The sequence below is a fragment of the Sphingomonas sp. GW822-FHT03G08 genome, assembly GCF_058801135.1.
In genome coordinates this window covers 2599940-2624991 of record NZ_JBXAMZ010000001.1, presented here as the reverse complement: position 1 = coordinate 2624991, position 25052 = coordinate 2599940, and the positions used below count along the sequence as shown (strand labels likewise).

25 protein-coding genes are annotated in these 25052 nt (G+C 67.2%); 16 read left to right on the top strand and 9 right to left on the bottom strand.

Features of this window, described 5'->3' with window-relative positions:
* Positions 1 to 145: 145 nt before the first annotated feature.
* Complete coding sequence (locus AC1RJ5_RS12100; RefSeq protein ID WP_269573672.1) at positions 146 to 748, bottom strand: outer membrane protein; 603 nt, start codon at positions 746 to 748, stop codon at positions 146 to 148.
* A 309-nt stretch (positions 749 to 1057) separates the two neighbouring features.
* Between AC1RJ5_RS12100 and AC1RJ5_RS12095 the strand changes: the two genes are divergently transcribed.
* A complete protein-coding gene (locus AC1RJ5_RS12095; protein WP_269573673.1) occupies positions 1058 to 1705 on the top strand; it encodes a histidine phosphatase family protein in 648 nt (215 codons plus the stop codon).
* Positions 1702 to 2166 (top strand): invasion associated locus B family protein, encoded by a 465-nt coding sequence (locus tag AC1RJ5_RS12090; protein ID WP_493113488.1) that lies wholly within the window; start codon positions 1702 to 1704, stop codon positions 2164 to 2166. The genes AC1RJ5_RS12095 and AC1RJ5_RS12090 overlap by 4 nt, the downstream gene beginning before the upstream one ends.
* Positions 2167 to 2492: 326 nt before the next feature.
* On the opposite strand, the gene AC1RJ5_RS12085 is transcribed toward AC1RJ5_RS12090, so the two are convergent.
* Together AC1RJ5_RS12085 and AC1RJ5_RS12080 are read right to left on the bottom strand one after the other, a co-directional pair.
* Entirely contained in the window at positions 2493 to 2915 is a 423-nt protein-coding gene (locus tag AC1RJ5_RS12085) for a DUF4168 domain-containing protein (protein ID WP_342248924.1), read from the bottom strand.
* A gap of 105 nt (positions 2916 to 3020) precedes the next feature.
* A complete protein-coding gene (locus tag AC1RJ5_RS12080) occupies positions 3021 to 3899 on the bottom strand; it encodes a LysR family transcriptional regulator (RefSeq protein WP_342248923.1) in 879 nt (292 codons plus the stop codon).
* Positions 3900 to 3992: 93 nt separating this feature from the next.
* On the opposite strand from AC1RJ5_RS12080, the gene AC1RJ5_RS12075 reads away from it, so the two are divergent.
* From AC1RJ5_RS12075 to AC1RJ5_RS12040, 8 genes are all read left to right on the top strand, one after another.
* Positions 3993 to 4925, top strand: coding sequence for an NAD-dependent epimerase/dehydratase family protein (locus AC1RJ5_RS12075; protein WP_493113485.1), 933 nt, complete (start codon positions 3993 to 3995; stop codon positions 4923 to 4925).
* A 12-nt stretch (positions 4926 to 4937) separates the two neighbouring features.
* A complete protein-coding gene (locus tag AC1RJ5_RS12070) occupies positions 4938 to 5231 on the top strand; it encodes a hypothetical protein (RefSeq protein WP_493113483.1) in 294 nt (97 codons plus the stop codon).
* Between the two features lie 72 nt (positions 5232 to 5303).
* On the top strand, positions 5304 to 6488 hold the full coding sequence (gene rlmN / locus AC1RJ5_RS12065; RefSeq protein ID WP_493113481.1) for a dual-specificity RNA methyltransferase RlmN: 1185 nt from the start codon (positions 5304 to 5306) through the stop codon (positions 6486 to 6488).
* Positions 6485 to 6913, top strand: a complete 429-nt coding sequence (locus tag AC1RJ5_RS12060; RefSeq protein WP_269573679.1) for a GNAT family N-acetyltransferase — start codon at positions 6485 to 6487, stop codon at positions 6911 to 6913. Before rlmN ends, AC1RJ5_RS12060 begins: the two co-directional genes overlap by 4 nt.
* Positions 6914 to 6955: 42 nt before the next feature.
* A complete protein-coding gene (locus AC1RJ5_RS12055; protein ID WP_342248920.1) occupies positions 6956 to 7714 on the top strand; it encodes a sulfite exporter TauE/SafE family protein in 759 nt (252 codons plus the stop codon).
* Between the two features lie 17 nt (positions 7715 to 7731).
* Positions 7732 to 8424: a cytochrome b/b6 domain-containing protein gene (locus tag AC1RJ5_RS12050; RefSeq protein WP_269573681.1), complete on the top strand. Its 693-nt coding sequence runs from the start codon at positions 7732 to 7734 to the stop codon at positions 8422 to 8424.
* Positions 8421 to 9158, top strand: a complete 738-nt coding sequence (locus AC1RJ5_RS12045; RefSeq protein ID WP_342248919.1) for a molybdopterin-dependent oxidoreductase — start codon at positions 8421 to 8423, stop codon at positions 9156 to 9158. Before AC1RJ5_RS12050 ends, AC1RJ5_RS12045 begins: the two co-directional genes overlap by 4 nt.
* Positions 9159 to 9259: 101 nt before the next feature.
* The gene (locus AC1RJ5_RS12040) at positions 9260 to 10522 is read left to right on the top strand and encodes a class I SAM-dependent methyltransferase (RefSeq protein WP_493113478.1); all 1263 of its coding nucleotides are present in this window, start codon (positions 9260 to 9262) and stop codon (positions 10520 to 10522) included.
* On the opposite strand, the gene AC1RJ5_RS12035 is transcribed toward AC1RJ5_RS12040, so the two are convergent.
* Both AC1RJ5_RS12035 and AC1RJ5_RS12030 read right to left on the bottom strand, forming a co-directional pair.
* On the bottom strand, positions 10510 to 10929 hold the full coding sequence (locus tag AC1RJ5_RS12035; protein WP_269573684.1) for a DUF1801 domain-containing protein: 420 nt from the start codon (positions 10927 to 10929) through the stop codon (positions 10510 to 10512). The two genes, AC1RJ5_RS12040 and AC1RJ5_RS12035, sit on opposite strands and share 13 nt — an antisense overlap.
* Positions 10930 to 10939: 10 nt before the next feature.
* The gene (locus AC1RJ5_RS12030; protein ID WP_493113476.1) at positions 10940 to 11809 is read right to left on the bottom strand and encodes a hypothetical protein; all 870 of its coding nucleotides are present in this window, start codon (positions 11807 to 11809) and stop codon (positions 10940 to 10942) included.
* A 119-nt stretch (positions 11810 to 11928) separates the two neighbouring features.
* Here AC1RJ5_RS12030 and AC1RJ5_RS12025 point away from each other — a divergent pair, with 119 nt between their 5' ends.
* From AC1RJ5_RS12025 to AC1RJ5_RS12000, 6 genes are all read left to right on the top strand, one after another.
* Entirely contained in the window at positions 11929 to 13146 is a 1218-nt protein-coding gene (locus tag AC1RJ5_RS12025) for an argininosuccinate synthase (protein WP_184162124.1), read from the top strand.
* Between the two features lie 123 nt (positions 13147 to 13269).
* On the top strand, positions 13270 to 14103 hold the full coding sequence (locus tag AC1RJ5_RS12020) for a hypothetical protein (protein WP_342248915.1): 834 nt from the start codon (positions 13270 to 13272) through the stop codon (positions 14101 to 14103).
* Between the two features lie 102 nt (positions 14104 to 14205).
* On the top strand, positions 14206 to 15333 hold the full coding sequence (locus AC1RJ5_RS12015; RefSeq protein WP_493113474.1) for a Vgb family protein: 1128 nt from the start codon (positions 14206 to 14208) through the stop codon (positions 15331 to 15333).
* A gap of 54 nt (positions 15334 to 15387) precedes the next feature.
* Positions 15388 to 17097 (top strand): hypothetical protein, encoded by a 1710-nt coding sequence (locus AC1RJ5_RS12010; protein WP_493113472.1) that lies wholly within the window; start codon positions 15388 to 15390, stop codon positions 17095 to 17097.
* A 5-nt stretch (positions 17098 to 17102) separates the two neighbouring features.
* Complete coding sequence (locus tag AC1RJ5_RS12005; RefSeq protein WP_493113470.1) at positions 17103 to 18617, top strand: hypothetical protein; 1515 nt, start codon at positions 17103 to 17105, stop codon at positions 18615 to 18617.
* Between the two features lie 65 nt (positions 18618 to 18682).
* Positions 18683 to 20464 carry a hypothetical protein gene (locus AC1RJ5_RS12000; RefSeq protein WP_269573690.1) on the top strand — a complete coding sequence of 594 codons (1782 nt, stop codon included), beginning with the start codon at positions 18683 to 18685 and terminating at the stop codon, positions 20462 to 20464.
* An 84-nt stretch (positions 20465 to 20548) separates the two neighbouring features.
* Here the strand turns inward: AC1RJ5_RS12000 and AC1RJ5_RS11995 are convergent, their stop codons facing one another.
* The 4 genes from AC1RJ5_RS11995 to AC1RJ5_RS11980 are packed head-to-tail and all read right to left on the bottom strand — an operon-like array spanning position 20549 to position 25005.
* Positions 20549 to 21715, bottom strand: a complete 1167-nt coding sequence (locus tag AC1RJ5_RS11995; protein ID WP_493113468.1) for a GNAT family N-acetyltransferase — start codon at positions 21713 to 21715, stop codon at positions 20549 to 20551.
* Between the two features lie 13 nt (positions 21716 to 21728).
* Positions 21729 to 23000: a mechanosensitive ion channel family protein gene (locus AC1RJ5_RS11990; RefSeq protein ID WP_493113466.1), complete on the bottom strand. Its 1272-nt coding sequence runs from the start codon at positions 22998 to 23000 to the stop codon at positions 21729 to 21731.
* A complete protein-coding gene (gene metC / locus AC1RJ5_RS11985) occupies positions 22997 to 24184 on the bottom strand; it encodes a cystathionine beta-lyase (protein WP_269573693.1) in 1188 nt (395 codons plus the stop codon). The genes AC1RJ5_RS11990 and metC overlap by 4 nt, the downstream gene beginning before the upstream one ends.
* Entirely contained in the window at positions 24181 to 25005 is an 825-nt protein-coding gene (locus AC1RJ5_RS11980; RefSeq protein ID WP_493113464.1) for a sulfurtransferase, read from the bottom strand. Before AC1RJ5_RS11980 ends, metC begins: the two co-directional genes overlap by 4 nt.
* Positions 25006 to 25052: the final 47 nt, after the last annotated feature.

Below are 25052 nucleotides of genomic sequence, written 5' to 3'. Positions count from 1 at the left end.
CCCCCGGGGCAGCTATCGCCCGAATCTGAACCCGCTTGCGGGAATTTTCCGGACCATACCCTTAACGGTAAAAAGGGCCGGAGCAAGCGCTCCGGCCCTATAGTTCACACCTTAAATGCGTAGTTAATGCGTCGTGGTAGCGATCTTAGAAGCGCACGCCCACGCCGCCGAGCACCTGGTGGCGCTTGGCATCGATGCCGGCATCGTCATTCTTGTACTGCGAATAGCGGTATTCGCCCTTCAGATAGACCTTGTCGTTGAGCTTCACTTCGGCGCCCGCGCCCAGGCGCCAGCCATCGACATTGTCGTCGAAGCGGACGTCGGTGGTGCCGGAGGTGTAGCGGCTGTTGAGCTTGGCGTTGGTGTAGCCGCCCTTGGCGTAGATCAGGGCGTTGCCGCCCACGGTGAAGCCGGCGCGCGCGCCGACATAGAGGTCGCGGCCGGTGCTCAGCCGGGCGCTGTCGCCGGCCACGATCACGTTGTTCTCGGTGCGGCGCGCGGTCGAGCCGGTGATTTCGCCTTCGACGCCCAGCACGGCGCTGCCGGCCTGGAAGTCATAGCCGATCTGGCCGCCATAGAGCGCGCCGTCGACGCCGCCCGTATTGTCGCCCTTCACATGGTCCCAGCCGACCACGGCTTCGGCACGCGGGCCGGTGAAGCCGGCATCGGTGCTCTGGGCGAAGGCGGGAGCGGCAAAGGCGGTGCCGGCGAGCAGGGTCGCGGCGGCGGCGATGAACTTGGTACGCATAACGGAACTCCTTGGGTACGCACCCATGCTGTCCGGCATGGGCAGGGTTCAAAACCGGGGGAGGCCCGCGCTGTTTCATGAACCCCAGATAAACAACAAAAAGCGTGACTTACGGGCAACAGGTCAGGCGCCTGTCGCGCGGTCAGACCGATGCGTCGCTTGTGTTGGACATGGTACCTCCCTCTTTTCGTTGCGCCCCGACCGGGGCTGGTGTGGTAGTGGGCTACTGCACCTGATCGGGAGATGAACCAAAGGGGGCGCAAATTGGGCACTTGCCTTTCCGCTGCCATGCGGGCTTGTGAGCAAGTGATGACGACCCAGCGCAAAGGCCGCGATTTCATCGCCCGCCACGGTGAGACCGTGTTCAACATCGCCCGGCGCATGCAGGGCGATCATCCCCATACCCCGCTCACCCGCGCCGGCTTCGCCCAGGCCGATGCGATGGGTGCCGCATTGCGCGAGATCCTCGGGCCGAAGCCGAAGCTTACCCTATGGTCGTCGAGCGCCGGCCGCGCGCTGCAGACGCTGGCGGTGATCGCCGAGCATCTCGAGCTCGACTGGCACCAGGCCCGGCATGACGACCGACTGGTCGAGATCGGCATGGGCGAATGGAGCGGCCGCTATTATGCCGATCTGATGGACGAGGCCCCCGGCTTCCTCGACATCGAGCACGGCCTCTACACCCGTCCGCCGCCGGGCGGCGAATGGTATGACGGTATCGCGGTGCGCGTTTCGTCCTGGCTCGCCGACACTGATGAAGACCCGGGCGATAGGCTGGTGATCATGCACGGCATGTCGAGCCGGGTGCTGCGCGGGGTGATGACCGGCCTGCCGGTCTCGCCCGCATTCGGCGCCCCCGTCGCGCGCGATCTGCCGCAGGGCTCGGTGGTGCGGATCGAGGGCGGGGTGGAAACCGTCGTGCATCTCGGCACCGGCCGCGGCGCCGCCCCGGCATGAGCGCGCTGGCGCTCCTTCTCCTGTTGCAGGCGCAGACGCGCACCGCGCTCGGCACGTTCGACAGCTGGGGCGCCTTCCGCGATTCCTCGCCGCTGCGCTGCTTCGCGATCGCCCAGCCGGTCGAGAAATATCGCGAGGCGAAACCCTTTGCGAGCATCGCCAGCTGGCCGCGCGACGGGGTGCGCAACCAGCTCCATATCCGCCTGAGCCGCACCCGTGCCGGCAATGCCCGCGTCACCCTTTCGATCGGCGAGCGCCGCTTCGAGCTCCAGGCGGGCGACGCCGATGCCTGGGCACCCGATGCCCGCACCGATGCTGCGATCGTCGTGGCGATGCGTTCGGGCCGCAGCATGAGCGTCGAGACGGTCGGCGCCAACGGCGCGCCCTTCGCCGACAGCTATGCGCTGAAAGGCGCGGCAACCGCGATCGACGCGGCGGCGCTGGGCTGCGCGGGGCGGTAGGGCAGGGGTTCCGGGGAGGCCTCATAATCCCCCGTCATGCTGAATAATCCCCTGTCATGCTGAACTTGTTTCAGCATCCAACCCTCCATCAAGGATACCGCCTGAGGCACGTTGGACCCTGAAACAAGTTCAGGGTGACGGGTTTCCTTAGGCTGAGCTGGAGAAACCAGAATTGCCATCGTCACCCCGGCCTTGAGCCGGGGTCCCGCTACCTGCTCCCAAACCAAGAAGACGCGGGATCCCGGCGCAAGGCCGGGGTGACGGAACGAAAAAAGCGGACCGCTCCCAAGGAAGCGATCCGCCACAGTGTCCGTAGTGACAATCGTTTACGGCTGCTTCGCCGCGGCGCCGCCGCCCGAGGCCGCGAGCTTGTCGGTCGCCGCCTTCTGGATGCGCTGGTTGAGCGCTGCGTCGCCCTGCATCGCCTGGCCGATCGCGTTGAAGCGCTCCGAGCTCAGGCCTGCCGAGGAAGCGGCGGCCGCCATCTTGGCGCCCTTGTCTGCTTCCGGCGTGGCGGTGTCCTTGCGGATCTTCTCGATCTCGAGCGCGGCGGTGGCGAACTGGCCGACCTCGGCGTCGGTCACCGTCGCATTGGTTGCCGGTGCGGTAGCTGCCGGTGCCGCCGGAGCGGTCGTCTGTGCAGCCGGGGCGTCCGGCGTGGCCGGGGTCGTCTGCGGTGCGGTCTGCGCCATGGCGGCCGGCGCAAGGGCCAGCGTCGTGCCGGCAAGGATCGTGGCGATAAGCTTCATTACAGCACTCCAAACACACAAAGAACTCGCCCCCAGGAACGCAAGGCTGGGGTCCCGGGATGCATGGCCGCAAGCAAAGCGCGGTGTGTCGTGGCCTGTGCGGGGCTAGCCGAGATAGGTCCTGAGACCGGTTACGAGCGCGTCGAACACCGTCCGCACCCGTGCCAGCCCGCGCAGATCCTCATGGCAGACCACCCAGGTTTCGAGGGGAAGTTCGAAGTCCGGAAGGAGACGGACCAGTCCGTCGCGCGCGCCGATCGGTACCTGGCACACCCCGATTCCCAGTCCCGCGCGGATCGCGGCGAGCTGGGCATGGTCGCTTTCGGCGCGGAAGCTGAAGTCGGCGATTCGTACGGGGAAGTTTGCTTCCTGCACCTGGCGAAGCATCGCCGAGTCGCGTTCGGGGCCGATCAGCCGGTGCCCGGCCAGGTCCTCGAAGCCTGTGGGGAAGGGGCGTCCGGCCAGGTAATCGGGGTGGGCATGCACACCCAGTGGCACCGCGCCGATGCGCCTGGCGACCAGCGCTTCCTGCTTCGGCGGCACCATCCGCACCGCGACATCGGCCTCGCGGCGCAGCACGTCCTCGTTGCGGTTGCTGGGGCTCAGCGCAATCACCAGCCGCGGATGTTGGCGCTGCACCTCGCGCAGGATGGCGGGAAGCACCTCCACCGCGATCACTTCGCTGGCGGTGATCCGCACCGTGCCGGCCACTTCGTCGGGCGCGGCGGAGGCAGTGCGAACAAAAGCGTCCGAAGCGAGTGCCATGGCGCGGGCATGCTCGTGCAGCGCCTGTCCCCTCTCCGTGGGAGTGAGCCCGCCGGGCGATCGGGTAAACAGCGCCGTGCCCAGCGCGGCCTCCAGTGCCAATATCCGCGTCCGAACCGTCGGTTGCGCAACGTTGAGATGTCGCGCCGCGCCCGACAGGCTCCCCGTCTCCAGCACCGCCAGAAAGGCGCGCTGCTGCTCCCAATCCACCTCGCTCATCAATTTTATATAGGCGACATGCAAAGGTTCGACAATTTTCTTCAAGGTCCGATTCGGTCACTCCCGCAACCATTGGCAGCAATGGAGGACGGAATGGACAGGACGGCTTTGGTGCTCGGCGCGACCGGTGGGGTAGGCGGCGAGACCGCCCGGGCGCTGCTCGCGCATGGCTGGAAGGTGCGTGGGCTGGTCCGCGGTCTGCGCCCCGGGCTCGACCCGAATATCACATGGTTCGAAGGGGATGCGATGCATCGCGCCGATGTGCTGGCGGCGGCGGAGGGCGTCGATGCGCTGGTCCATGCGGTCAATCCGCCGGGCTATCGCGACTGGGGCAAGCTGGTCCTGCCGATGATCGAGAGCAGCATCGAGGCCGCCTGGGTCAATGATGCACGGCTCGCCCTGCCGGGGACGATCTACAATTACGACCCCGCGGCACAGCCGGTCGCCCGGGTCGACTCGCCCCAGGAACCGGCCACCCGCAAGGGGCTGATTCGCAAGGCGATGGAGGCGCGAATCGAGGATTCGGGGGTGCGCGCGCTGATCCTGCGCGCCGGCGACTATTATGGCCCCCGGCCCGGCAATGGCTGGCTTTCCCAAGGCATGATTACCCCCGGCAAGCCGGTCGGCGCAGTCACCTATCCGGGCAGCAAGGGCGCGGGGCACGCCTGGGCCTATCTCCCTGACGTAGCGGAGACTTTCGCCCGTCTGCTCGATCGCGAGACCGAGCTGCCCCGCTTCGCCCGCTATCATTTCGCCGGTCATTGGGACGGCGACGGCAAGGGCTTCGTCGAGGCGATCGGCATGGCGCTTGGCCGCAAGGTGAAGACGAAGCCGCTCCCCTGGGCGCTGCTTCCGCTGGCCGCCCCCTTCAACCCGACGATCCGCGAGCTGCTCGAGATGCGCCCCTTCTGGCGCCACCCCATGCGCCTCGACAATCGCGAGCTGGTCGCCTTTCTCGGCGAGGAACCCCGCACCGATCTGGTCGAATCGCTGCGGGTCACGCTGGCGGGGCTGGGGTGCAGCTGATAGGCTTCGGCCATGATCGATGTCGTCACCGACCTGCTGCTCCTGATCATGGTCACCAGCATAGCCTGGGGGCGGCATTGGTCCCGCCCGGGCAGCCGGACGCGTTCGCTGTGGCTCGGCATGCTGGTTCTGGCCTTTGTCATGATCGTCGCAAGCGCAATCTGGGGAAGCCGCCCGCTGATACCCGGTGGCAAGCCCTTGGAATTGCTGTTGCTTGCTGCCATCCTGCTGCTGCTCGGCATCGAGGTCTGGCGCCACATCCGCGCGGACGCGGCGGCGCTCCGTGCCCGCCGCGCGGGTCCGTAAACCACCACAGGTAGAATTCCGCGCCGAAATCCACTACATGGCGCGCCTATGCAGACAGTCTCGGCCGCCCCCATGCCCATTCCCGGGCACATCGACCCCGTGCCCGTACCCCGCCCCGCGGTGGTGCGCGAGGACGGCCGTACCGACTTGATCGGCCTCACCCGCGATCAGATGCGCGCGGTGCTCGCCGATGCCGGGCTCGAGCCCAAGCAGGCCAAACTGCGCTCCAAGCAGATCTGGCACTGGATCTACAATCGCGGCGCCACCGAATTCTCGGTGATGACCGATATCGCCAAGGCGCAGCACCCCTGGCTGGAAGAGCGGTTCGTGATCGGCCGCCCCGAAGTGGTCGAGGCGCAGGTCTCCACCGACGGCACGCGCAAGTGGCTGCTCCGCTCGGCGGACGGCCAGGATTACGAGATGGTCTTCATCCCCGATGCGGACCGCGGCACGCTCTGCGTCTCCTCGCAGGTCGGCTGCACGCTCAACTGCCGCTTCTGCCACACCGGCACGATGCGGCTGGTGCGCAACCTCACCGCCGGCGAGATCGTCAGCCAGGTGATGCTGGCGCGCGACGCGCTCGGCGAATGGCCGAGCCAGCCCGAGGGCCGCATGCTCACCAATATCGTGATGATGGGCATGGGCGAGCCGCTCTACAATTTCGACAATGTCCGCGATGGCCTGTCGATCGTCATGGACGGCGACGGCCTGGCGCTGTCGAAGCGCCGCATCACCCTGTCGACCTCGGGGGTGGTGCCGATGATGGCCCGTGCCGGCGAGGAGATCGGCGTGAATCTCGCGGTGTCGCTCCACGCGGTCACCAAGGAAGTCCGCGACGAGATCGTGCCCCTGAACAGGAAGTACGGCATCGAGGAGCTGCTCCAGGCCTGCGCCGATTATCCCGGCGCCAACAATGCCCGTCGCATCACCTTCGAATATGTGATGCTCAAGGACAAGAACGACAGCGATGCCGAGGCGCGCGAGCTGGTCCGCCTGCTCAAGAAGTATGATCTGCCCGCCAAGGTGAACCTGATCCCGTTCAATCCCTGGCCCGGCGCGCCCTATGACACCTCGACGCCCGAGCGTGTCCGTGCCTTCTCGAACATCATCTTCGAGGCAGGCATCTCGGCGCCGGTCCGCACCCCGCGCGGCCGCGACATCGACGCCGCCTGCGGCCAGCTCAAGACCGCGGCCGAGAAGAAGAGCCGCGCCCAGCTCGACCGCGAGGCCGAGGAAAAGATGGCGGCGCTCGGTTGAGTTCCAGCGTCGCGATCGAACGGGTCGCGACGCTCGATCCGGCATGGCTTGCCGGTTGCGATTTCGCCTTTGACCCGTCGGGCAGGGCCTATCCCTTCGACAACGCCTTCGCGGTGCCCCGCGCGGCACGGATGCTGGCGCTGGCCCGGGTCGATGGCCAGGTCGCGGGCTACATCGCCTGCACCCGCGACGGCGATTCGGCTGAAGTGCGCCGCATCGAGATCGATCGCGTCCGGCGCGGCCAGGGTGTGGGCCAATGCCTGCTCGGCGAAGCCCGGGCCTGGGCTGGCGAACAGGGCCTGTCCGCGCTTCGCCTCGAGACGCTGGCCGATAATCCCGAGGCGGGCCGTTTCTTCGCGCGCCATGGCTTTGTCCGCACTCAGGCGGCGGACGCGCTGCACTGGCATCTGCCGCTCCAGCCCTAGAAACTCCTCGACAAGCGTCGACCGTCACGGGAAGGGGGCCCTGTGCTGGACCTTTCCGACCTGATCCTCGCCGCCGTGGCCGGCACGCTGGGTGGCGCGATGAACGCGCTGGCGGGGGGCGGTACCTTCGCGACCCTGCCCGCGCTGATCGCGCTCGGCCTGCCCTCGAACATCGCCAACGCCACTTCGAATGTCGCGCTGCTTCCCGGTGCAGGCGCGAGCGCCTGGGCCTATCGCGACGAGCTGGCCCCGGTCGGCGGCATGCCGGTGCGCGTGCTGGCCGGGATCACCTTTGCCGGCGGGCTGGTCGGGAGCACGCTGCTGGTGCTCACGCCCACCCGCGCCTTCGACCTCATCATCCCCTGGCTGCTGCTGTTCGCGCTGGTGGTGATGCTCTTCGGCAAGCGCGCCTCTGACTGGCTGCACGCCCGCGTCACCATCGGCCCGCGCACCCTGGTGACCGCGCAGAGCCTGCTGGGCGTCTATGGCGGCTATTTCGGCGGCGGGGTGGGGCTGATCACCACTGCGGTCTACGGCCTGCTGGCAGCGGCTGACCCGCGCTCGCTCTTCTCGATCCGCACGCTGATGCTCGCCGTCGCCAATTTCGCGGCGGCCTTCATCTTCATCGGCATGGGCATGGTGCGCTGGACCGCCTGCCTGCCGATGCTGCTCGGCGGGATCCTGGGCGGCTGGCTCGGCGCCTGGGTCGGCAAGAAGCTCTCGCACCGGCTGGTGCGGATATGGACCTTGCTGGTGACCGCGGGCACCACCATTGTCTTCTTCATGCGCGCTTACGGATGATGCGCTAGGGAGGGACCATGCAGGTCTATCGCCACCGGCTGATCACGCGCCTCTGGCACTGGCTCAACGCGCTTGCCGTGCTGGTGATGATCCCCAGCGGGCTGATGATCTTCAACGCCCATCCCCGGCTCTACTGGGGCAATTACGGCGCGAACTTCGACCATGCCTGGCTCAAGCTGCCGCAATGGCCCGGCTGGCTGACCCTGCCTTCCAGCTATGACCTGGCCGGCGCGCGGCACTGGCACCTGGCCTTCGCGCTGGTGCTTGCCTTCTCGCTGCTGGTCTATCTGTCCTGGAGCCTGCTCAACCGCCACATCCAGCGAGACCTGCGCATCCGCAGGGCCGAGCTGGCGCCGGCGCATCTCGCGCAGGATCTCGAGGCACACTGGCAGCTGCGCTTCCACGATCCCGCCGATCCGAAGGCGTACAACATCTTCCAGAAGGCCAGTTATGCCGGGGTGCTCTTCATCCTGCTGCCCCTGTTGATCTTCACCGGCCTCGCGCTCGCACCCGGCATGTGGCCCTGGCTGGCCGACATGTTCGGCGGCCGGCAATCGGCGCGCTCGCTCCATTTCATCGCGATGGCGCTGCTCAGCCTGTTCACGGTGGTGCATTTGACGCTGGTGATCCTCGCCGGTCCCGTCAACGAGGTTCGCTCGATGATCACCGGCTGGTGGAAGACGCCCGAGGACCTGGAGGAAGCGGCATGATCACCCGGCGAGGCCTGATCGTCTCCGGCGGTGCGACCCTGCTCGCCGGCTGCGATGCCTGGACGGGCAGCCCGGTGCTGCTCGATGCCGACGAAGCGCATCGCTATCTCCAGCGCGCGGTGGTCGGCCGCGGCGCGCTCGCCGCCGAGTTCCGTCCCGAGCAGCGCAGCCCACGCTTCCGCACCAACGGCACCAACAATCCGAACACGCCCGAGTACAACGCCCTCGCCGCCAATCGCTTCGCCGACTGGCGGCTGCAGGTGGGCGGGATGGTCCGGCAACCGCTGTCGCTCAGCCTCGCCCAGCTCCGCTCGCTGCCCCAGCGCGCCCAGATCACCCGCCACGATTGTGTCGAGGGCTGGAGCGCGATCGGCAAATGGCAGGGGCCGCGGCTGGAGGAGGTGCTCCGCCTCGCCGGCCTCAGGGACGGCGTCCGCTACATCGTCTTCCACTGCGCCGATGTCTTCGGCCAGCGCCATATCCCCTATTACGAATCGATCGACCTGATCGATGCCTTCCATCCCCAGACCATCCTCGCCTGGTCGATGAACGACCAGGCGCTGGGCGTGGGGCATGGCGCGCCGCTGCGGCTGCGGGTCGAGCGCCAGCTCGGCTACAAGCACGCAAAATACGTCATGCGCATCGAAGCGGTGGCCAGCCTGGCCGGAATCGGCCGGGGCAAGGGCGGCTTCTGGGAGGATATCGCCGGCTATGAATGGTACGCCGGCATCTGATTGTGTCGGATTCTTCGCAGGTGCGGAAATATTGCGGAAATCCCGTACATCCCTAAGGTGCTTATGGGGGGCTGTTAACCCTGGATGGTGGTGACGGCTAAATGGCGTTGATTGATCGTTTTTTCGCACGCGCAATCAAGCGCGGACAACTGACCGTCATCCACGCGGATGGCACGCAACGGGTTTTCGGTGAACCGGACGCCACACTCAAGCCGGTAACGGTCCGTTTCGGAGCGCGCGCGGTGCGTCGCATCCTGCGCGATCCTTCGCTCGGTGCCGCCGAGTCGTTCATGGACGGCGACATGGTCATCGAACATGGCGACATCTTCGACATGGTGGTGCTGTTCGCCGCGAACAATCTCTGGGAGGACAATAGCTCGGCCCTGTCGCCCAGCGCCTTCAAGGCGGTGCTGGACAAGCTGATGTTCCGCATCGGGCGGATCAACATGCAGCACCGTTCTAAGAAGAACGTCGCGCATCATTACGACCTGTCGGGCAAGCTCTACGATCTCTTTCTCGATACCGATCGCCAATATAGCTGCGCCTATTTCAGTGGGCCGGGCATCAGCCTCGAGCAGGCCCAGCTCGACAAGAAGGCGCACATCGTTGCCAAGCTGGCGATCGGGCCGGGCATGAAGGTGCTCGACATCGGCTGCGGCTGGGGCGGCATGGCGCTCTACATCCACCAGAAGACCGGCGCCGAGGTGCTGGGCGTCACTTTGTCCGAGGAACAGCTCAAGGTCGCTCGCCAGCGCGCGCTCGATGCGGGCGTGGCGGACAAGGTGAAGTTCGAGCTGATCGACTATCGCAACCTCAGCGGCCAGTTCGACCGGATCGTTTCGGTCGGCATGTTCGAGCATGTCGGTACGCCGCATTACCGCACCTTCTTCCGCAAGGTGCGCGAGCTGCTGACGCCGGAAGGCGTGATGCTGCTCCACACGATCGGCCGCGCCGGCGGCCCCGGCGTCACCGATGCGTTCACGCTCAAATACATCTTCCCCGGCGGCTATATCCCGGCGCTGTCCGAGATCGCCAAGGGCTATGAGGGGCTGCGCTACTTCATGACCGATGTGGAGGTGCTGCGCCTTCATTATGCCGAGACGCTACGGCACTGGTACGAGCGCGCCGTCGCCTCGCGTGATGCGATCGTCGGCCTGTACGACGAGCGCTTCTACCGGATGTGGTGCTTCTACCTGGCCGGCTGCCATGTCAGCTTCCAATATGGCGGCCTGGTCAACTACCAGCTGCAATTCTCGCGCTCGCGCGACGCGTTGCCGCTCACCCGCGATTACATGTTCGAGGGCGAGCGCGCGCTGCACGAGCCGCACAAGGTGACCCTCCGTCAGGCCGGTCAGGCGGGGTAGGTCACGTCCATATGGGCAATGGCGGTGCGGGTGATCTCCTCCAGCACCGCCAGGTCCACATCGGCGAGCTTGCGGACATAGAGGCAGCTCTTGCCGGTCCGGTGCTTGCCCAGCCTGGCGAGCAACGGTTCCTGCTCGGGCTGGCCGGTCAGCACATAGAGCACTGTCTCCGCCTTGCGCGGCGAGAAGCCGATCCGGCACATCTCGCCCGAATGGCCGCTGTCATAGGTGTAGCGGTAGCTGCCGAAGCCGATGATCGTCGGCCCCCACATTCTGGGTTCCTCGCCGGTCAGCCACCGCAGCATCTCGCAGACGGTCTCCGCATCGGCGCGGCGCACGGGATCGGGCACCGCGGCGATGAAATCCGCCACCTTCACTTCCGTCGCCCTGGTCTTGATCTCGGCCATTGCCCGTCTCCTATCGCCAGCCTGCCGGCGCACGGCGCAGCTTGCTGATGTTCGATTCCCGCATCGTTTTCACCAGCTCCGGGAAGCCACCCAGCATGCCGGGTCGTGGCCCTTCGATCGCGCGGATCAGGCTCGGCACGTCGCACCGGGCATTATAATAGCAGTAGAGCTTGATATGCTCCTCGGCGGCGCGGAGCAGCACCCCTTTGCCCGGATCATCCTTCATGAGCCGGTGTAGCGCTTCCAGCCGCTTCTCGGGCGCCTGGACGCTGGCCAGCCGGGTATCGTTGCCATCATTGCGGCGCAGGAAACTGGCCCAGGCCGCAGGGCCGTGCCGCAATGCCGCCGGTCCCCAGCCAGGCTCGCGCGCCTGCATCAATTGCGCGGCAAGGCGGAAGCCCTGCGGTCCGATCTCGACCAAATAGGGCATCGTCACGGTCTCCGCGAAGCCGCCAAAGACATAGGCCGAGCTGAAGTCGTAGAGCAGCATCACCGAGCGCGGATATCCGGGAAGGCGGCGCCAGCTCGATTCCCCATAGTCCTCCTGCGCCAGCCGGGTCGCGATCACACCGCCCTTGCCGTTGGTGCGGAAAACGACCTGCGTGAAGCAGCAATGCGCGCCGCCTGTCCAATAGCTGCTGGCCAGCTCCGGTTGTCTGTCGCCATCCAGGTCAAGCACCTTGAACCCATCCCAGCGCAGGGCGTCCGGTTGATCGAACCGGCGGACGAGGCGCCCGGCGCGGCAAAAGGAAATCGTGACGCCGTCCATCCCCTCGGGGGCTTCGCGGCGGCGCATCGTCATGCCCTGCCAGGTCATGATCCGCTCGCCGCCAGGGCAGGGCGTCGCAGCCAGGAATAGCAGCGGCAGCAATACAGCCATGGGCGCGTCTTCCCCTCCCGAGTCGTATCCGTCGAGCATGCCCCAGCCACAAAACTTGCGGAAGCGGCGCATGGACCCTAGAGCGCCCCGGTTTTCCCGCACATCCTTCGGAGTCGCCCATGTCAGACAAGATCAACCGCGTCGTGCTCGCCTATTCGGGCGGCCTGGACACGAGCGTGATCCTGAAATGGCTCCAGCAGGAATATCAGTGCGAGGTCGTGACCTTCACGGCCGACCTTGGCCAGGGCGAGGAGCTCGAGCCGGCGCGCAAAAAGGCCGAGATGGCCGGCGTGAAGCCCGAGCACATCTTCATTGACGATCTGCGCGAGGAGTTCGTCAAGGACTTCGTCTTCCCGATGATGCGCGCCAACGCGCTCTATGAGGGCCTGTATCTCCTCGGCACCTCGATCGCGCGCCCGCTGATCGCCAAGCGCCAGATCGAGATCGCCAAGCTGGTGAACGCCGACGCGGTCAGCCACGGCGCCACCGGCAAGGGCAATGACCAGGTCCGCTTCGAGCTCGGCTATTACGCGCTCAATCCGGACATCAAGGTGATCGCGCCCTGGCGCGAGTGGGACCTGACCAGCCGCACCAAGCTGATCGAGTTCGCCGAGAAGCACCAGATCCCGGTCGCCAAGGACAAGCGCGGCGAATCGCCCTTCTCGACCGACGCGAACCTTCTCCACACCTCGTCCGAGGGCAAGGTGCTCGAGGATCCGTGGGAGGAAGTGCCCGACTATGTCTATTCGCGCACGGTGAACCCGGAAGACGCGCCGAACGAGCCGGAAGTTATCACGATCGATTTCGAGCGTGGCGACGGCGTGGCGTTGAACGGCGTGGCGATGAGCCCGGCCACCCTGCTCACCGCGCTCAACGAGCTCGGCCGCAAGCACGGCATCGGCCGTCTCGACCTGGTCGAGAACCGCTTCGTCGGCATGAAGTCGCGCGGCATGTACGAGACGCCGGGCGGCACCATCTATCACCTCGCGCACCGTGGCATCGAGCAGATCACCCTCGATCGCGGCGCCGCGCACCTCAAGGACGAGCTGGCACCGCGCTATGCCGAGCTGATCTATAACGGCTTCTGGTTCGCGCCGGAGCGCGAGATGCTCCAGGCCGCGATCGACTATAGCCAGGAAAAGGTCACCGGCACCGTCCGCCTCAAGCTCTACAAGGGCAGCGTGAACGTCACCGGCCGCAAGTCGCCGTACAGCCTGTACTCGGAGAAGGTCGTGACCTTCGAGGACGACCAGGGCGCGTACGACCAGCGCGACGCGGCGGGCTTCATCAAGCTCAACGCGCTCCGCCTGCGCCTGCTGGGTCGCCGCGAGGGCTGATCCCAATATGCGGCGGGCGCCTTGGTGCGCCCGCCGTAACTATGTCCGGTTCGGACATGGTTCCCGTCCGTTCCGGCGGCACTCTGTTATCGCTTTGTTCTCATCGATTCGAGGGGAAGCGAGATGGCGATCAGGCGGCGGACGGCGGTTTTGGGGGCGTGCGGCGCCCTGCTCTCCGGCACGGGATGCAGCGCTCAGGTCAGCAACGAGCAGCGCTTCGTTGCCGAGATGATCCGGCAGATTCAGCAGCGGGTACCCGGCGTCACCGTCGTGCAGCGCGATGATCCGCTGTCGGTATCGCTCAAGGGTGGCGGCCGGACCGAAAGCACGCTGAACTTCCACCGCGTCTATGGCTATTGCCGCCACGCTCCGGCCGCGGATTGCACGGCGGTGCGGACCGAATTCCTCGACAAGGTTCTGCGGAACCCGATGCCGCCGGCGCCGACTCCGGAATCGTTGCGGATCGCTGTGCGCGACGCGCAATATGTGCGGCACGTCCCGGCGATCGTCGCGGAGCCGATCGGCGAGGATCTGTTCGCGGTGCTGGTGTCCAACGCCCCGGACAGCGTATCGACGGTGCCGCCAGAGGCGCTCGGCACGCTCAAGCTCACCCGCGGTCAGGCCTGGGCGCGCGCCTGGCAGCAGACCCGAGCTGGGCTTCCCGCGCTGCCCAGCCCTTCCGCCATGGCGCAGAACCCGGTCCTCTTCGCGGAGCAGCCCTATCTCGCCACGTTGCTTGCCGACACCAAGGCCTGGCGTGCCATCGCCGATGTCGCCGGACCCGAGTTGTTCGTCACCGTCGTCGCGGACGACATGGTCTTCGTCGCCCGCATGCCCGACGGACCCCGGCTAGAGCAGTTCAAGCAGACGGTGCGCGAGGATTGCGCCAGCCAGCAGCGCTGCATCTCGCCGAATCTGTATCGCTTCCGCGATGGCCGTTGGATCGTGTCGCGCTGACGGCCGCGATATTGCCGAAACCGATGCTTCTCCCGATGGCCGCGCATTGTGCGATCATCGGGCCAGGCATAGCTTCCTCCGCGACTTTCAGGGGGAACGGCTATGCACGACATGTCGATGCATCACGGCATGGATCACATGGATCACGGTGCGGCGATCGATACGACGCCGTGCGTCGCCCGACAGGTGATCGAATATCCGCTGGCCTGGCCCGGGGCCGCGCCGACCAGCGGCTGCGCCGCCGCCGATTCCACCCATTGCTGCGTCGAGGGCGGCGGTTCGACGCATGAGCTGGTCTATGACCAGCGGCATGGTGGCGAGGTGTTCTGGGTCTCGGGCCAGAATTACGACCACATCGCCCGGGTGACGCTCGACGGGCAGGCAACCTATTTCGCCATGCCGAAGGGCAGCCTGCCGCACGGCATCAAGTTCGATCTCCACGGGCAGCTCTGGGTGACGTTCGAAGGGCATGGCCAGCTCGCCCGGATCGATCCGGACGGCAGCATCGTCCAGCTCCTCGATGTCCGCCTCCACGGCCCCGGCATCGATCCGCCGATCAACACGCGTCCGCACGGGCTCGGCATCGGGTTGGACGGTGCGCTTTGGTTTACCGGCAAGCTCACCAACACGGTGGGCCGCGTCGATCCGCACAGCTTCGAAGTGCGCCATTATGCGCTGCCGACTCTCGGTGCGGTGCCGATCTATCTCGCCGCGGCGCCGGACGGCGCGATGTGGTGCACCGAGCTGACCAGCAGCAGGGTAGCGCGCATCCCGGCGGAGGGCGGTGCGCCGGTCGAGATCGCCATTCCCACCGCCAACAGCCGCCCGATCGCGATCGTTCCGGGGCCGGATGGCCGCATGTGGTTCAGCGAGGAAGCCGGCGGCAAGGTCGGCCGGGTCGAGGCGGACGGATCGATCACCGAATTCCCGGTGCCGCTCACTGCGGCGAACGCCATCCTGGCGGGGCTGGCCTTTGACGATCAGGGCAATCTCTGGGTCCAGCAATATGTCAGCCAGCCGCCGACCGGGCCGGTGGCCGACGACTATATCGTCCGCCTCTCAGCCGACATCCTCCATGCCGAGAGGGGCGACCTGAGCGGGGTCGATATCCGCTATTATCGCGCGCCGTCGCGCGGCACGGTGATGCACCGTATCGTCCAGGGGCCGGACGGCGACATCTGGTTCAGCGAGCTGGGCATCAACCGGATCGGCAAGGTGCGGATCGCGTGAGGCCCGGAAGCGGCTTCTAACGCGCGATTAACCAAAACGGCCTAGCGTGCGGGCATGGAAACGAGCCCGCACCGAGCAGTGTGGCGCGACCTGTGCGTCGCGCTGCTGCTGACTATGGTGCTGGGTGTGGCCTGGGCGCTGCGCGACTGGCAGGATCTCGCCGCGCTGCGCCTGCCCGATACCGACGACATGGTCCGGCTCCAACAAGTTCGCGACTGGCTCGGCGGCCAGGCATTCGCCGATCTCGCCCAGCATCGCCTAGGCGCCGCGCCCGGGCTGGAGATGCACTGGTCGCGGCTCGCCGACCTGGTGCCCGCCGCGCTGATTCTCGCGCTCACCCCGCTGCTGGGCGCGCACGCCGCGACGCTGGCGGCGCTCACCGTTTCGCCCGCCCTGTTGTTCTTCGCCGCGCTGGTGCTGACGGGCGCGATCGCCCGGCGCCTCGGCGCGCCGTCGGCCACCGCGATCCTGCTCGCTGCCCTGGCTTATCCGGCGATCAGTCTGTTCATGCCCGGCCGCATCGATCACCATGCGCTGCAGATGGTGCTGCTCTTGCTGCTGGTCCATGCCCTGCTCGGCACCGGAAGCTTCCGCGCCGGCATGATCGCGGCCCTGGCGATCACCGCATCACTGGTCGTCGGTTTGGAGACGGTGCCGCTGCTCGCGGTGGCCGGCGCCGCAATGGTGATCCTATGGGTCACGGACGCTCCCGGTGCTGGCAGCCGCCTGTTTGGTTTCGGCCTTGTCCTGCCGCTCGCGCTGGTCGGGGCGGGGGTGGTATTCCGCACCAGCGGCTGGAATGTTTTCGCCTGTGACGGCTTCACCGGCCTGCTATGGCGCGCCGCCCAGTGCGCCGCACTGGCGCCGCTCGGCCTCGCTCTGTTTGCCATATCCGCTCCGCGCAGCCTGCGCGCACGGTTGATCGCCACTGGTATTGCCGGCCTGTTCGTCCTGGTCGCGATGTTGGCGTTCGCCCCCCAATGCCTCCATCCCTATGGCGCGGTCGATCCGCTGCTTGCCCGGCTCTGGCTGGCCGAGGTCGGCGAGGCGCAGCCCCTGTTCGCAGCCCCTCCGGCCAGCGCCATCGCCTATGCCGGCCTTGCGCTGGTCGGCCTTCTCGCCAGCGCCCGCATCGCCTGGGAAGCACGAGCGCCGGGCTGGTGGCTGCTCGCCGCGCTCCAGCTGGCCAGCCTTGCGATCACCCTGCTCCAGCTCCGCGGCGCCTATGCCGGCGCGCTGCTCGCGGCTCCCGCGCTGGCGGTGACGATCACCGCGGCCCGCGCGCGCAACGCCCTGGCGCTGGCCGGTGCCTGGATCGCTGCCACCGGCATCCTCTATCCGATCGCCGCCGCCGCGCTCTTCCCGCCGAAAGTCGAACCCGGCCCGAACTGCACCGCGCCCGATGCGCTTGCCCGGCTCGCCGCGCTTCCGCCCGGCCGCCTGCTCACACCGCTCGATCTCGGTGCCTATGCTCTCGCCGCGACGCCACACCGCGTGATCGCCGCACCCTATCACCGCAACAACCAGGGGAACCGTGCCATGTACGACTTCTTCATGCGCCAGCCTGCCCAGTCCGAAGCGATCGCCCGTGCATGGGGCGTCGACTATGTCGCCTTCTGCCCCGGCGACCTCGACCATATGGCGAAATCCGCCCAGCCCGAGAGCCTTGCCGCGCAGCTTGGCCGCGGGGTAATCCCCGAATGGCTGGTGCCGCTCGACAAGGGCGACGCACCGCGCATCTACCGGATCGGCACGCGGCATTGATCGACATGGAACGGCCCGAACTGGAATGGTGGCAGACCCGCTGGTTCGCGCTCGCCGCGATCCTGGCTGCTGCCGTGCCACTGCTCTGGCCGAGCCCGCCGCCGCTGCTCGACCTGCCGGGCCATATGGCCCGTTACCGGGTGATGCTCGGCACCGACGCCGCGACGCTCAACCAATGGTTCGAGTTCCACTGGCGCGCGATCGGCTATCTCGGCGTCGATGTGCTGGTGTACCTGCTCGCGCCCTTGCTCGGGCTCGAGCCGGCGGTGAAGCTGATCGTCGCCGCCATCCCGATGCTCACCGTGGCGGGCCTATTGTGGGTCTCGCGCGAGGCGCATGGCCGGGTGCAGCCCGCGGCGCTGTTCGCGCTGCCGCTCGCCTACAGCATGATCTTTCTCTACGGCTTCCTGAACTACACGCTGGCCATGGCGCTGGCGCTCAACGCCTTCGCCTTGTGGCTGCGCCTCGGCCGCCAGCAGCGCTTCCGCCTGCGTGCCGCGTTGTTCGTGCCGATCGCCTGGCTCATCTGGGGGGCGCACCTGTTCGGCTGGCTGGTGCTCGGCTGCTTCGCCTTCCTGTCCGACCTGATGCGCGAGCGTGCCGCCGGGCGCGGCTGGATCGCGGCGATCTGGTGGGCCGGCCTGAACTGCCTGCCGCTCGCACTTCCCTTCGTCATGCTGCTGCGCTGGACCCCCGGCGACGGCGCCGGCACCAGCGACTGGCTGGAGAGCTTCCGGCTCAAGCCCGGCTGGATCGGCATGGTGCTGCGCGATCGCTGGGAATGGTTCGACGTCGCCTCGGTCGCGACGATCGGCCTGCTGCTCTACCACGCCGCCCGCTCGCCCAAATGGCGGTTCGCGCCGCAGCTGGGCGTGGTGACGCTCGGTCTGTGCGCCGCCTTTGTCGTGATGCCGTTCGGCACCGCCTATGCCGATGCCCGGCTGGCACCCTATGGCGTGATGATGGCGCTGCTCGCGGTGGTGCCGCGCGCCGAGGCGGGCCGGCACGATCTGCGCCGGATGGCGATGATCGGCCTGGTCTTCTGCCTGATCCGCATCGCCGGCACCTTCACCAGCATGACGATCGAGGCGCGCGACTGGGATCGCCACCTCGCCGCGGTCGAGCACATCCCTTATGGTAGCCGCGTCGCCGGCTTCGTCACCAACAATTGCAAGCCGCCCTGGGCGCTGTTCCGCAAGAACCACCTGCCGAGCATGGTCGTGGTCCGCCGCGGCGCGTTCGCCAATGACCAGTTCGACCTCGGCTCGACCGGGCTGATGCATGTCATCGCCCCGGGGGTGAAGGGCTATGCGGTGGATCCGTCGGAGATGATCACCAACCGGCCCTGCGCAACGGGAGCGGGACTGCGCGACCTGCGCGGCGCGCTCGCCGGGCTGCCGCGCGGCCGGTTCGACTATGTCTGGCTGATCGAACCGCAGATCGATGATCCGCGCGTGCTGGCCGAGCTTTCGGAGGTCTGGAGCGACGGCACCGACCATCTCTACCGGGTGCACCGCTGATTCCCATCGGATTCATGGACAAGACTGGCTTGTAGGCACGGCCATGCTCGGCCTAAAGAGCCACGATGGACAGGGGCGACGCGTTGCAATGGTGGCAGACACGATGGTTCGTGGCGCTCTGCACCTTCATAGCCATTATTCCGCTGATCTGGCCGACCATCCCTCCGCTGGTCGATCTGCCGGGTCACATGGGGCGCTACCGTGTCCAGTTCACCTATGACCAATATCCCTTCCTCCAGGAATGGTACGACTTCCGCTGGAGCCTGATGGGCAATCTGGGCGTCGACCTGCTGGTCATCCCGCTCCATTATGTCTTCGGGCTCGAGCTGGCGGTGAAGATCATCGTCGTCGCGATTCCGGCGATGACCGTGGCGGGCATGCTGTGGATTGCACGCGAAGTGCATGGCCGGATCCCGGCGACCGCATTGTTCGCGCTGCCGCTCGCCTATGCCTTCCCCTTCCATTTCGGCTTCGTCAATTTCGCGCTGTCGATGGCGTTCGCGCTGCTCGCCTTCGGCTGGTGGCTGCGGCTGGCGCGGCTCGGCAAGTTCACCTTCCGCACGCTGGTGTTCGTGCCGGTCTCGGTGCTGATCTGGGTCTGCCACACCTATGGCTGGGGCCTGCTCGGCGTGCTCGCCTTCTCGGCCGAGCTGATCCGCCAGCACGATCTGCGCCGCAATCCGGAGCTGCCCTGGTACAAGGATATCGTTGGCGGCTGGATCCTTCCCTGCTTCTTTGCCGGCTTGCAGTGCATCGTGCTCGTCCCGCCCGCCGTGATGATGGTCCTGTGGCGCTCGGGCGATCATGTCTCGGGCCAGACCTTCGACATGTTCAACTGGCGCGCGAAGATGCTCTGGATCACCCAGGTCTTCCGCGATCGCTGGCAGCTGTTCGACCTCGCCTCGGTCGGCGTGCTGTTCCTGCTGCTGTTCAAGGCGGTGCGCGATCCGAACATCCAATATTCGCGCAACCTCGCGCTGTCCGCGATCTTCCTGACCCTGGTCTATGCGCTGCTGCCGCGCGTCGTGTTCGGCTCGGCCTATGCGGACATGCGCCTGGTGCCGTTCCTGCTGGCGATCGGCATCCTTGCGATCCGGCCCAAGCCCGGCCTGTCGATCCGTGGCGCCGCCACCGTCGCGGCACTCGGCATGGCGTTCTTCTGCGTCCGCATCGGTGCGACGACCTGGAGCTTCCTGCTCTACAGCGGCACCTATGATCGCGAACTGAAGGCGCTCGAGCATCTGCCGCAGGGCGCCCGCCTGATCACCTTTGTCGGCGAGACCTGCCGCTACGAGTGGAAGCAGACCCGCCTCCAGCACGTCCCCGCGCTCGCGCTGGAGCGCAAGCTCGCCTATACCAACGACCAATGGTCGATGGCCGGCGGCCAGTTGCTCACTGTGCGCTACGAAGCGGCCAAGCGCTTCGCCCATGATCCCTCGCAGATCGTCACCGACGTGCAGTGCCCGCGCGAATATTGGCGTCCGGTCGCCTGGGCGCTGGCCCGCTTCCCGCGCGATGCGTTCGACTATGTCTGGATGATCGAGACGCCGAACTATGATCCGCGCTTCGAGCAGGGCCTGATCCCGCTATGGCGCGACGGCGCCAGCGCGCTGTTCAAGATCGATCATTCGGTGCCGGCGCCGGTGATCAAGCCCGGCGAGCTGCCGGTGCCGCGCTGGGAACGCGACATCATCCTGCGCGAAGGCCATGGCGGCGAAAGCCGCCTGCCCGATCCCGAGGCGAGCCCGGTGCCCGAACCGATCGAATCGCCGGTGCCGACGCCTGAGCCTACGCCGTCGCCCAGCCCGACGCACAAGGCGGCGAAGCACAAGAAGGCAAAACACTAGGGCATACGGCATTCAGCCATTGCGATTCCCCGGCGCTCGCCGGGGAGCGAGATAGCTATTCGGCAGACTGAATCTCGATTTGTCTCAAGCACCCCGCCGGAACGGCGTCATCTCGCCGAGATATTCCTGTTCCTGCGCCACGGCCTCGCGCTCGCGCTCGAGATAGTCGGCCACGGCGCGGCGGAAGCCCGGATCGGGCAGGTAATGCGCCGACCAGGTGGTGACCGGCGAATAGCCGCGCGCCAGCTTGTGCTCGCCCTGCGCCCCGGCCTCGACGCGCTGCAATCCGCGTTCGATCGCGGCGTCGATCGCCTGGTAATAGCAGAGCTCGAAATGGAGGAAGGGCACTTCCTCGGTGCAGCCCCAATAGCGGCCATAGAGCGTGTCGGCGCCGATCAGGTTGAGCGCGCCGGCGATCGGCACGCCGTCGCGGCAGGCGAAGATCAGCAGCACCTTGTCGGCCATCTCGCGGCCGAGCAGGGTGAAGAAGCTGCGAGTCAGATAGGGGCGGCCCCATTTGCGGCTGCCGGTGTCCTGGTAGAAGTTCCAGAACGCGTCCCAATGCGCGTCGGTAATCTCGGCACCGCTCAGGTGGCGGATCTCCAGGCCGTAGATCGCGGCAGCGCGTTCCTTGCGGATCGCCTTGCGCTTGCGGCTGGCGAGCGCGCCGAGGAAGTCATCGAAATTGGCATAGCCCTCGTTCGCCCAGTGGAACTGGGTGCCGGCGCGCACCAGCCAGCCTGCCTGCTCGAACAGCGGCAGCTGCGCGTCGTCGAGGAAGGTCACGTGCGCCGAGGACAGGCGGTTCTGGTCGGTCACTGCCTCGATGCCTGCGATCAGTCCCGGCGCCAGCGCCCCGTCGCGCAGCAGCAGGCGCGGTCCGGGCACCGGGGTGAAGGGCACGGCGATCTGGAGCTTGGGATAATATTGGCCGCCGGCCTGCTCCCAGGCATCGGCCCAGGCATGGTCGAACACATATTCGCCCTGGCTGTGGCTCTTGGCATAGGCGGGCGCGATCGCGGCGGGGCGGCCTTGGCCATCCTCGATCACGATCGGCAGCGACTGCCAGCCCGCGCGCGGGCTCACCGATCCCGAGCGCTCAAGGATCGACAGGAAGGCATGGCTTACAAAGGGATTGCGGTTGCCCGCACACGCGTCCCAGTCGCCCGGCAGGATCGAGCTGACTCCATCGGCGATGCGGGCGGTCACGGACGAGGCGGGCACGCAGGCAAGATAGGGACGGCCCCCCATCTAGGGCAATGGCCTAAGGTTGCTTCTCGTCGCGCCCGAGCAGCCGCACCTCGCGCTGTGGCAGCGCCAGCGCGATGCCGTGTTCCTTGAACATCGCCCAGAGCCGGTTGAGCACGTCGCTCTTCACGTTGCCAACGCCGCTCTCGGGATCGCTGATCCAGGTGAGGATCTCGTGCTCCACCCCGCTCTCGCCGAAGGCGGAGAGGCGGACATTGGTCGGCGGGTCGTTGAGTGCGCGCGGGCTTTCCTTGGCGGCGCGCAGCATCAGCTCCTGGGCGAGCTTGAGGTCGCAGTCGTACGACACGGTCACCGGGATGCGGACGCGGACGTTGCGGTCAGTATACGACCAGTTCTCCACTTCCTGGGTCATCAGGATCTCGTTCGGGATCAGATGCTCCTTGCCGTCGCGGGTGACTACGCTGACCGCGCGCACGCCGATCTTGTTCACCCAGCCGAAGCTGTCCCCCACCACGATCACGTCGCCCGGCTTGATCGAGCGGTCCATCAGCAGGATGATCCCGGCGATCAGGTTACCGATCGTCTTCTGCAGCCCGAAGCCGATGGCGAGGCCGAAGGCGCCGGAGAAAACCGCGAAGGCGGTCAGGTCGATGCCGAGCAGGTCGATGCCGACGAAGAAGGCGATCACCACCGTCGCGATCGCCGCCAGTTTCTGGAACAGCAGCTTCTGGGTTGGGTCGAAGCCGCGCGCGCCGGCAATCCACTGGGTGAGGATGCGGTTGAACAGCCGCACGCCGGCGAACAGGGTCAGCACGGTCACCCCGATGCTGAGCAGCGAGAGCAGCGTCAGCCGCCGCGTGCCGATGTCGATGCCGACCCGCTCCAGCGTCTCGCGCGTCGCGGCGAACCCGCCGATCGCGTGGCTGAAGATCGCGGCAAAGGCGATCGCGGCCGCGGTCCAGGCGACCGAGCGCGGCATGTGCAGCCCGCGCAGCACCGCCACCGCGAACATCGCCGCGGTCGTCCCGGTGACCAGCCCCAGCCCCAGTGCGGCGAGCGGGTGCCAGGCCCAGCCGGCCAGGACGACGCCCAGCAGCAGCGTGGCGACGCCGTAGCGCAGTACCTCGCAGATCCGCCCGCTGAACAACGGCCCGTGATCGGCGTCGCGCGACCAGTATTCGGCGATCCGCGGCCCGATCCTGCGCCCGGCGATCCAGCCCAGTCCGAGCGCCGCGACGACCAGGCCGACGGCAACCCCCGCTTCGGTGAGCTCGGGTGGCGAGGGCAGATTGTGCCCCGCCAGCCAGTCGCCGAAGCGCTGCATCATCCGCGTGCCGCCCGGAATGCGGCGAGGCCGCGGTCGAGGTCCGCGATCAGGTCGTCCGGATCCTCGAGCCCGATCTGCAGACGGACCACCGGCCCCTCGGCCTTCCACTCGGTCGCGGTGCGGAAGCGCTGCGGGTCTACCGGCAGCGCCAGACTCTCATAGCCGCCCCAGCTATAGCCGATACCGAAATGCTCGAGCGTGTCGATCAGCGCCGCGCGCTCCTTCTCGCCGCCGCCGTCCAGCACGAAGGAGAACAGTCCCGACGCGCCGCGGAAATCGCGCAGGAAGATCTCGTGCCCCGGGCAATCTGGCAGCGCCGGGTGGAGCACCCGCGCCACTTCGGGCCGGGTCTTGAGCCACTCGGCGATCTGCAGCGCGGCGCGGCCATGCTGCTCGAGCCGGATCGCCATGGTCCTGAGGCCGCGCGCGCCGAGCCAGGCATCGTCCGGGCTTGCCGTCTGGCCCAGCTGGTATGTCGTGTCGCGCAGCGCCTGGTACCTGCCCTGCGCCGCGGTGACCGACCCCAGCATCACGTCGGAATGGCCGACGACATATTTGGTCGCCGCCAGGATCGTATAGTCCACGCCCAGCTGGATCGCCGGGAACAGCAGCGGCGTCGCCCAGGTATTGTCGAGCACCGTGGCGATTCCGCGATCCTTCGCCACCGCGACGATCGCCGGCACGTCCTGCACCTCGAATGTCAGGCTGCCGGGGCTCTCGAGCAGGATCACCTTGGTGTTCTCGCGGCACAGGGCCGCGATGCCCTCGCCGATCAGCGGGTCGTAATAGGTCGTCTCCACCCCGATCCGCCTGAGCAGCCCGTTGGCGAAGTTGCGGGTGGGGTCATAGGCGCTGTCGGGCACCAGCAGGTGATCGCCCGGCGACAGCAGCGCGAGCAGCGTCGAGACGATCGCCGCCACGCCCGACGGATAGAGCAGGGTGGCCTCGGCGCCCGGCTCCAGCTCGGTCAGCGCGTCCGCCAGCGACCATTGGGTCGGCGTCCCGCGCCGGCCGTAGAACAGCCGGTGATGCGTATCGCGCGCGCCGCTCGCCCGCAGATGCGCGACATCGTCATAGAGGATCGTCGAGGCGCGCCACACCGGCGGGTTGACGATGCCCTGCGTCCATTCCTTGCGCCGCCCGGCGGAAACGACCTTGGTCTTGTCGTGCTTTTCGCTGCTCATGCCGGGCCCAATGCCTTGGCCGTCTCGGGACGGCTACCCCATTCGGTCCAGCTGCCGTCATAAAGTGCGGCCTCGTTGTCGAGCAGGTGCGCGCCGAACGCCAGGATCGCCGCGGTGATCCCCGATCCGCAGGTGGTCACCAGCGGCTGGCCCAGGTCGATGCCATGCTCCTCGAACACCGCGCGGATATGCTCGGGCGCCTTCCAGGTGCCGTCGGCATTGAAGAACTTGGGATAGGGGACGTTGCGCGATCCCGGGATATGCCCGGCCGCCACTTCAGCGCGCGGATCCACCTCGTCGCCGGTGAAGCGCGCCGCCGAGCGGGCATCAGCGATCTGCCCGGTCTCGGCCTTCATCTCGTCGAGCGTGCGGACGCGCGAACGTGGCGGGCGGACCACGAAGCCGCCCGGCTCGGTCCATGGCAGGCCTTCCTCGCAGACCCGCCCCTCGGCCTTCCACTTGGCCATGCCGCCATCGAGCAGCGCGACATCGACGCCGGCGAGCCGCAGCACCCACCAGGCCCGGCACGAGGTGTGGTGCGGGCCATTGTCGTAGAGCACGATCTGCGTCTCGGTATCCGCGCCCAGCGCGCGTAGCCGCTCGGCGATCTTGGCGACGGTCGGCACGGTCGAGGGCAGCGGGCTGGTCTCGTCGATCAGCGTATCGAGATCGAGGAAGCGCGCGCCGGCGATATGCTCGGCCTCGAACTCCGCGCGGGGATCGCGCGGCGGCGATCCGGGGATCGTCGAGGTATAGGTCGCGTCCAGCACCAGCACATTGTCGGCCCGGGCCAGCCATTCGGTCGTTACGAGGCTATCCATGGCGGGATGTCCTAGGAGGATGCAAAGCGGCGCGCAAACGCCTACAT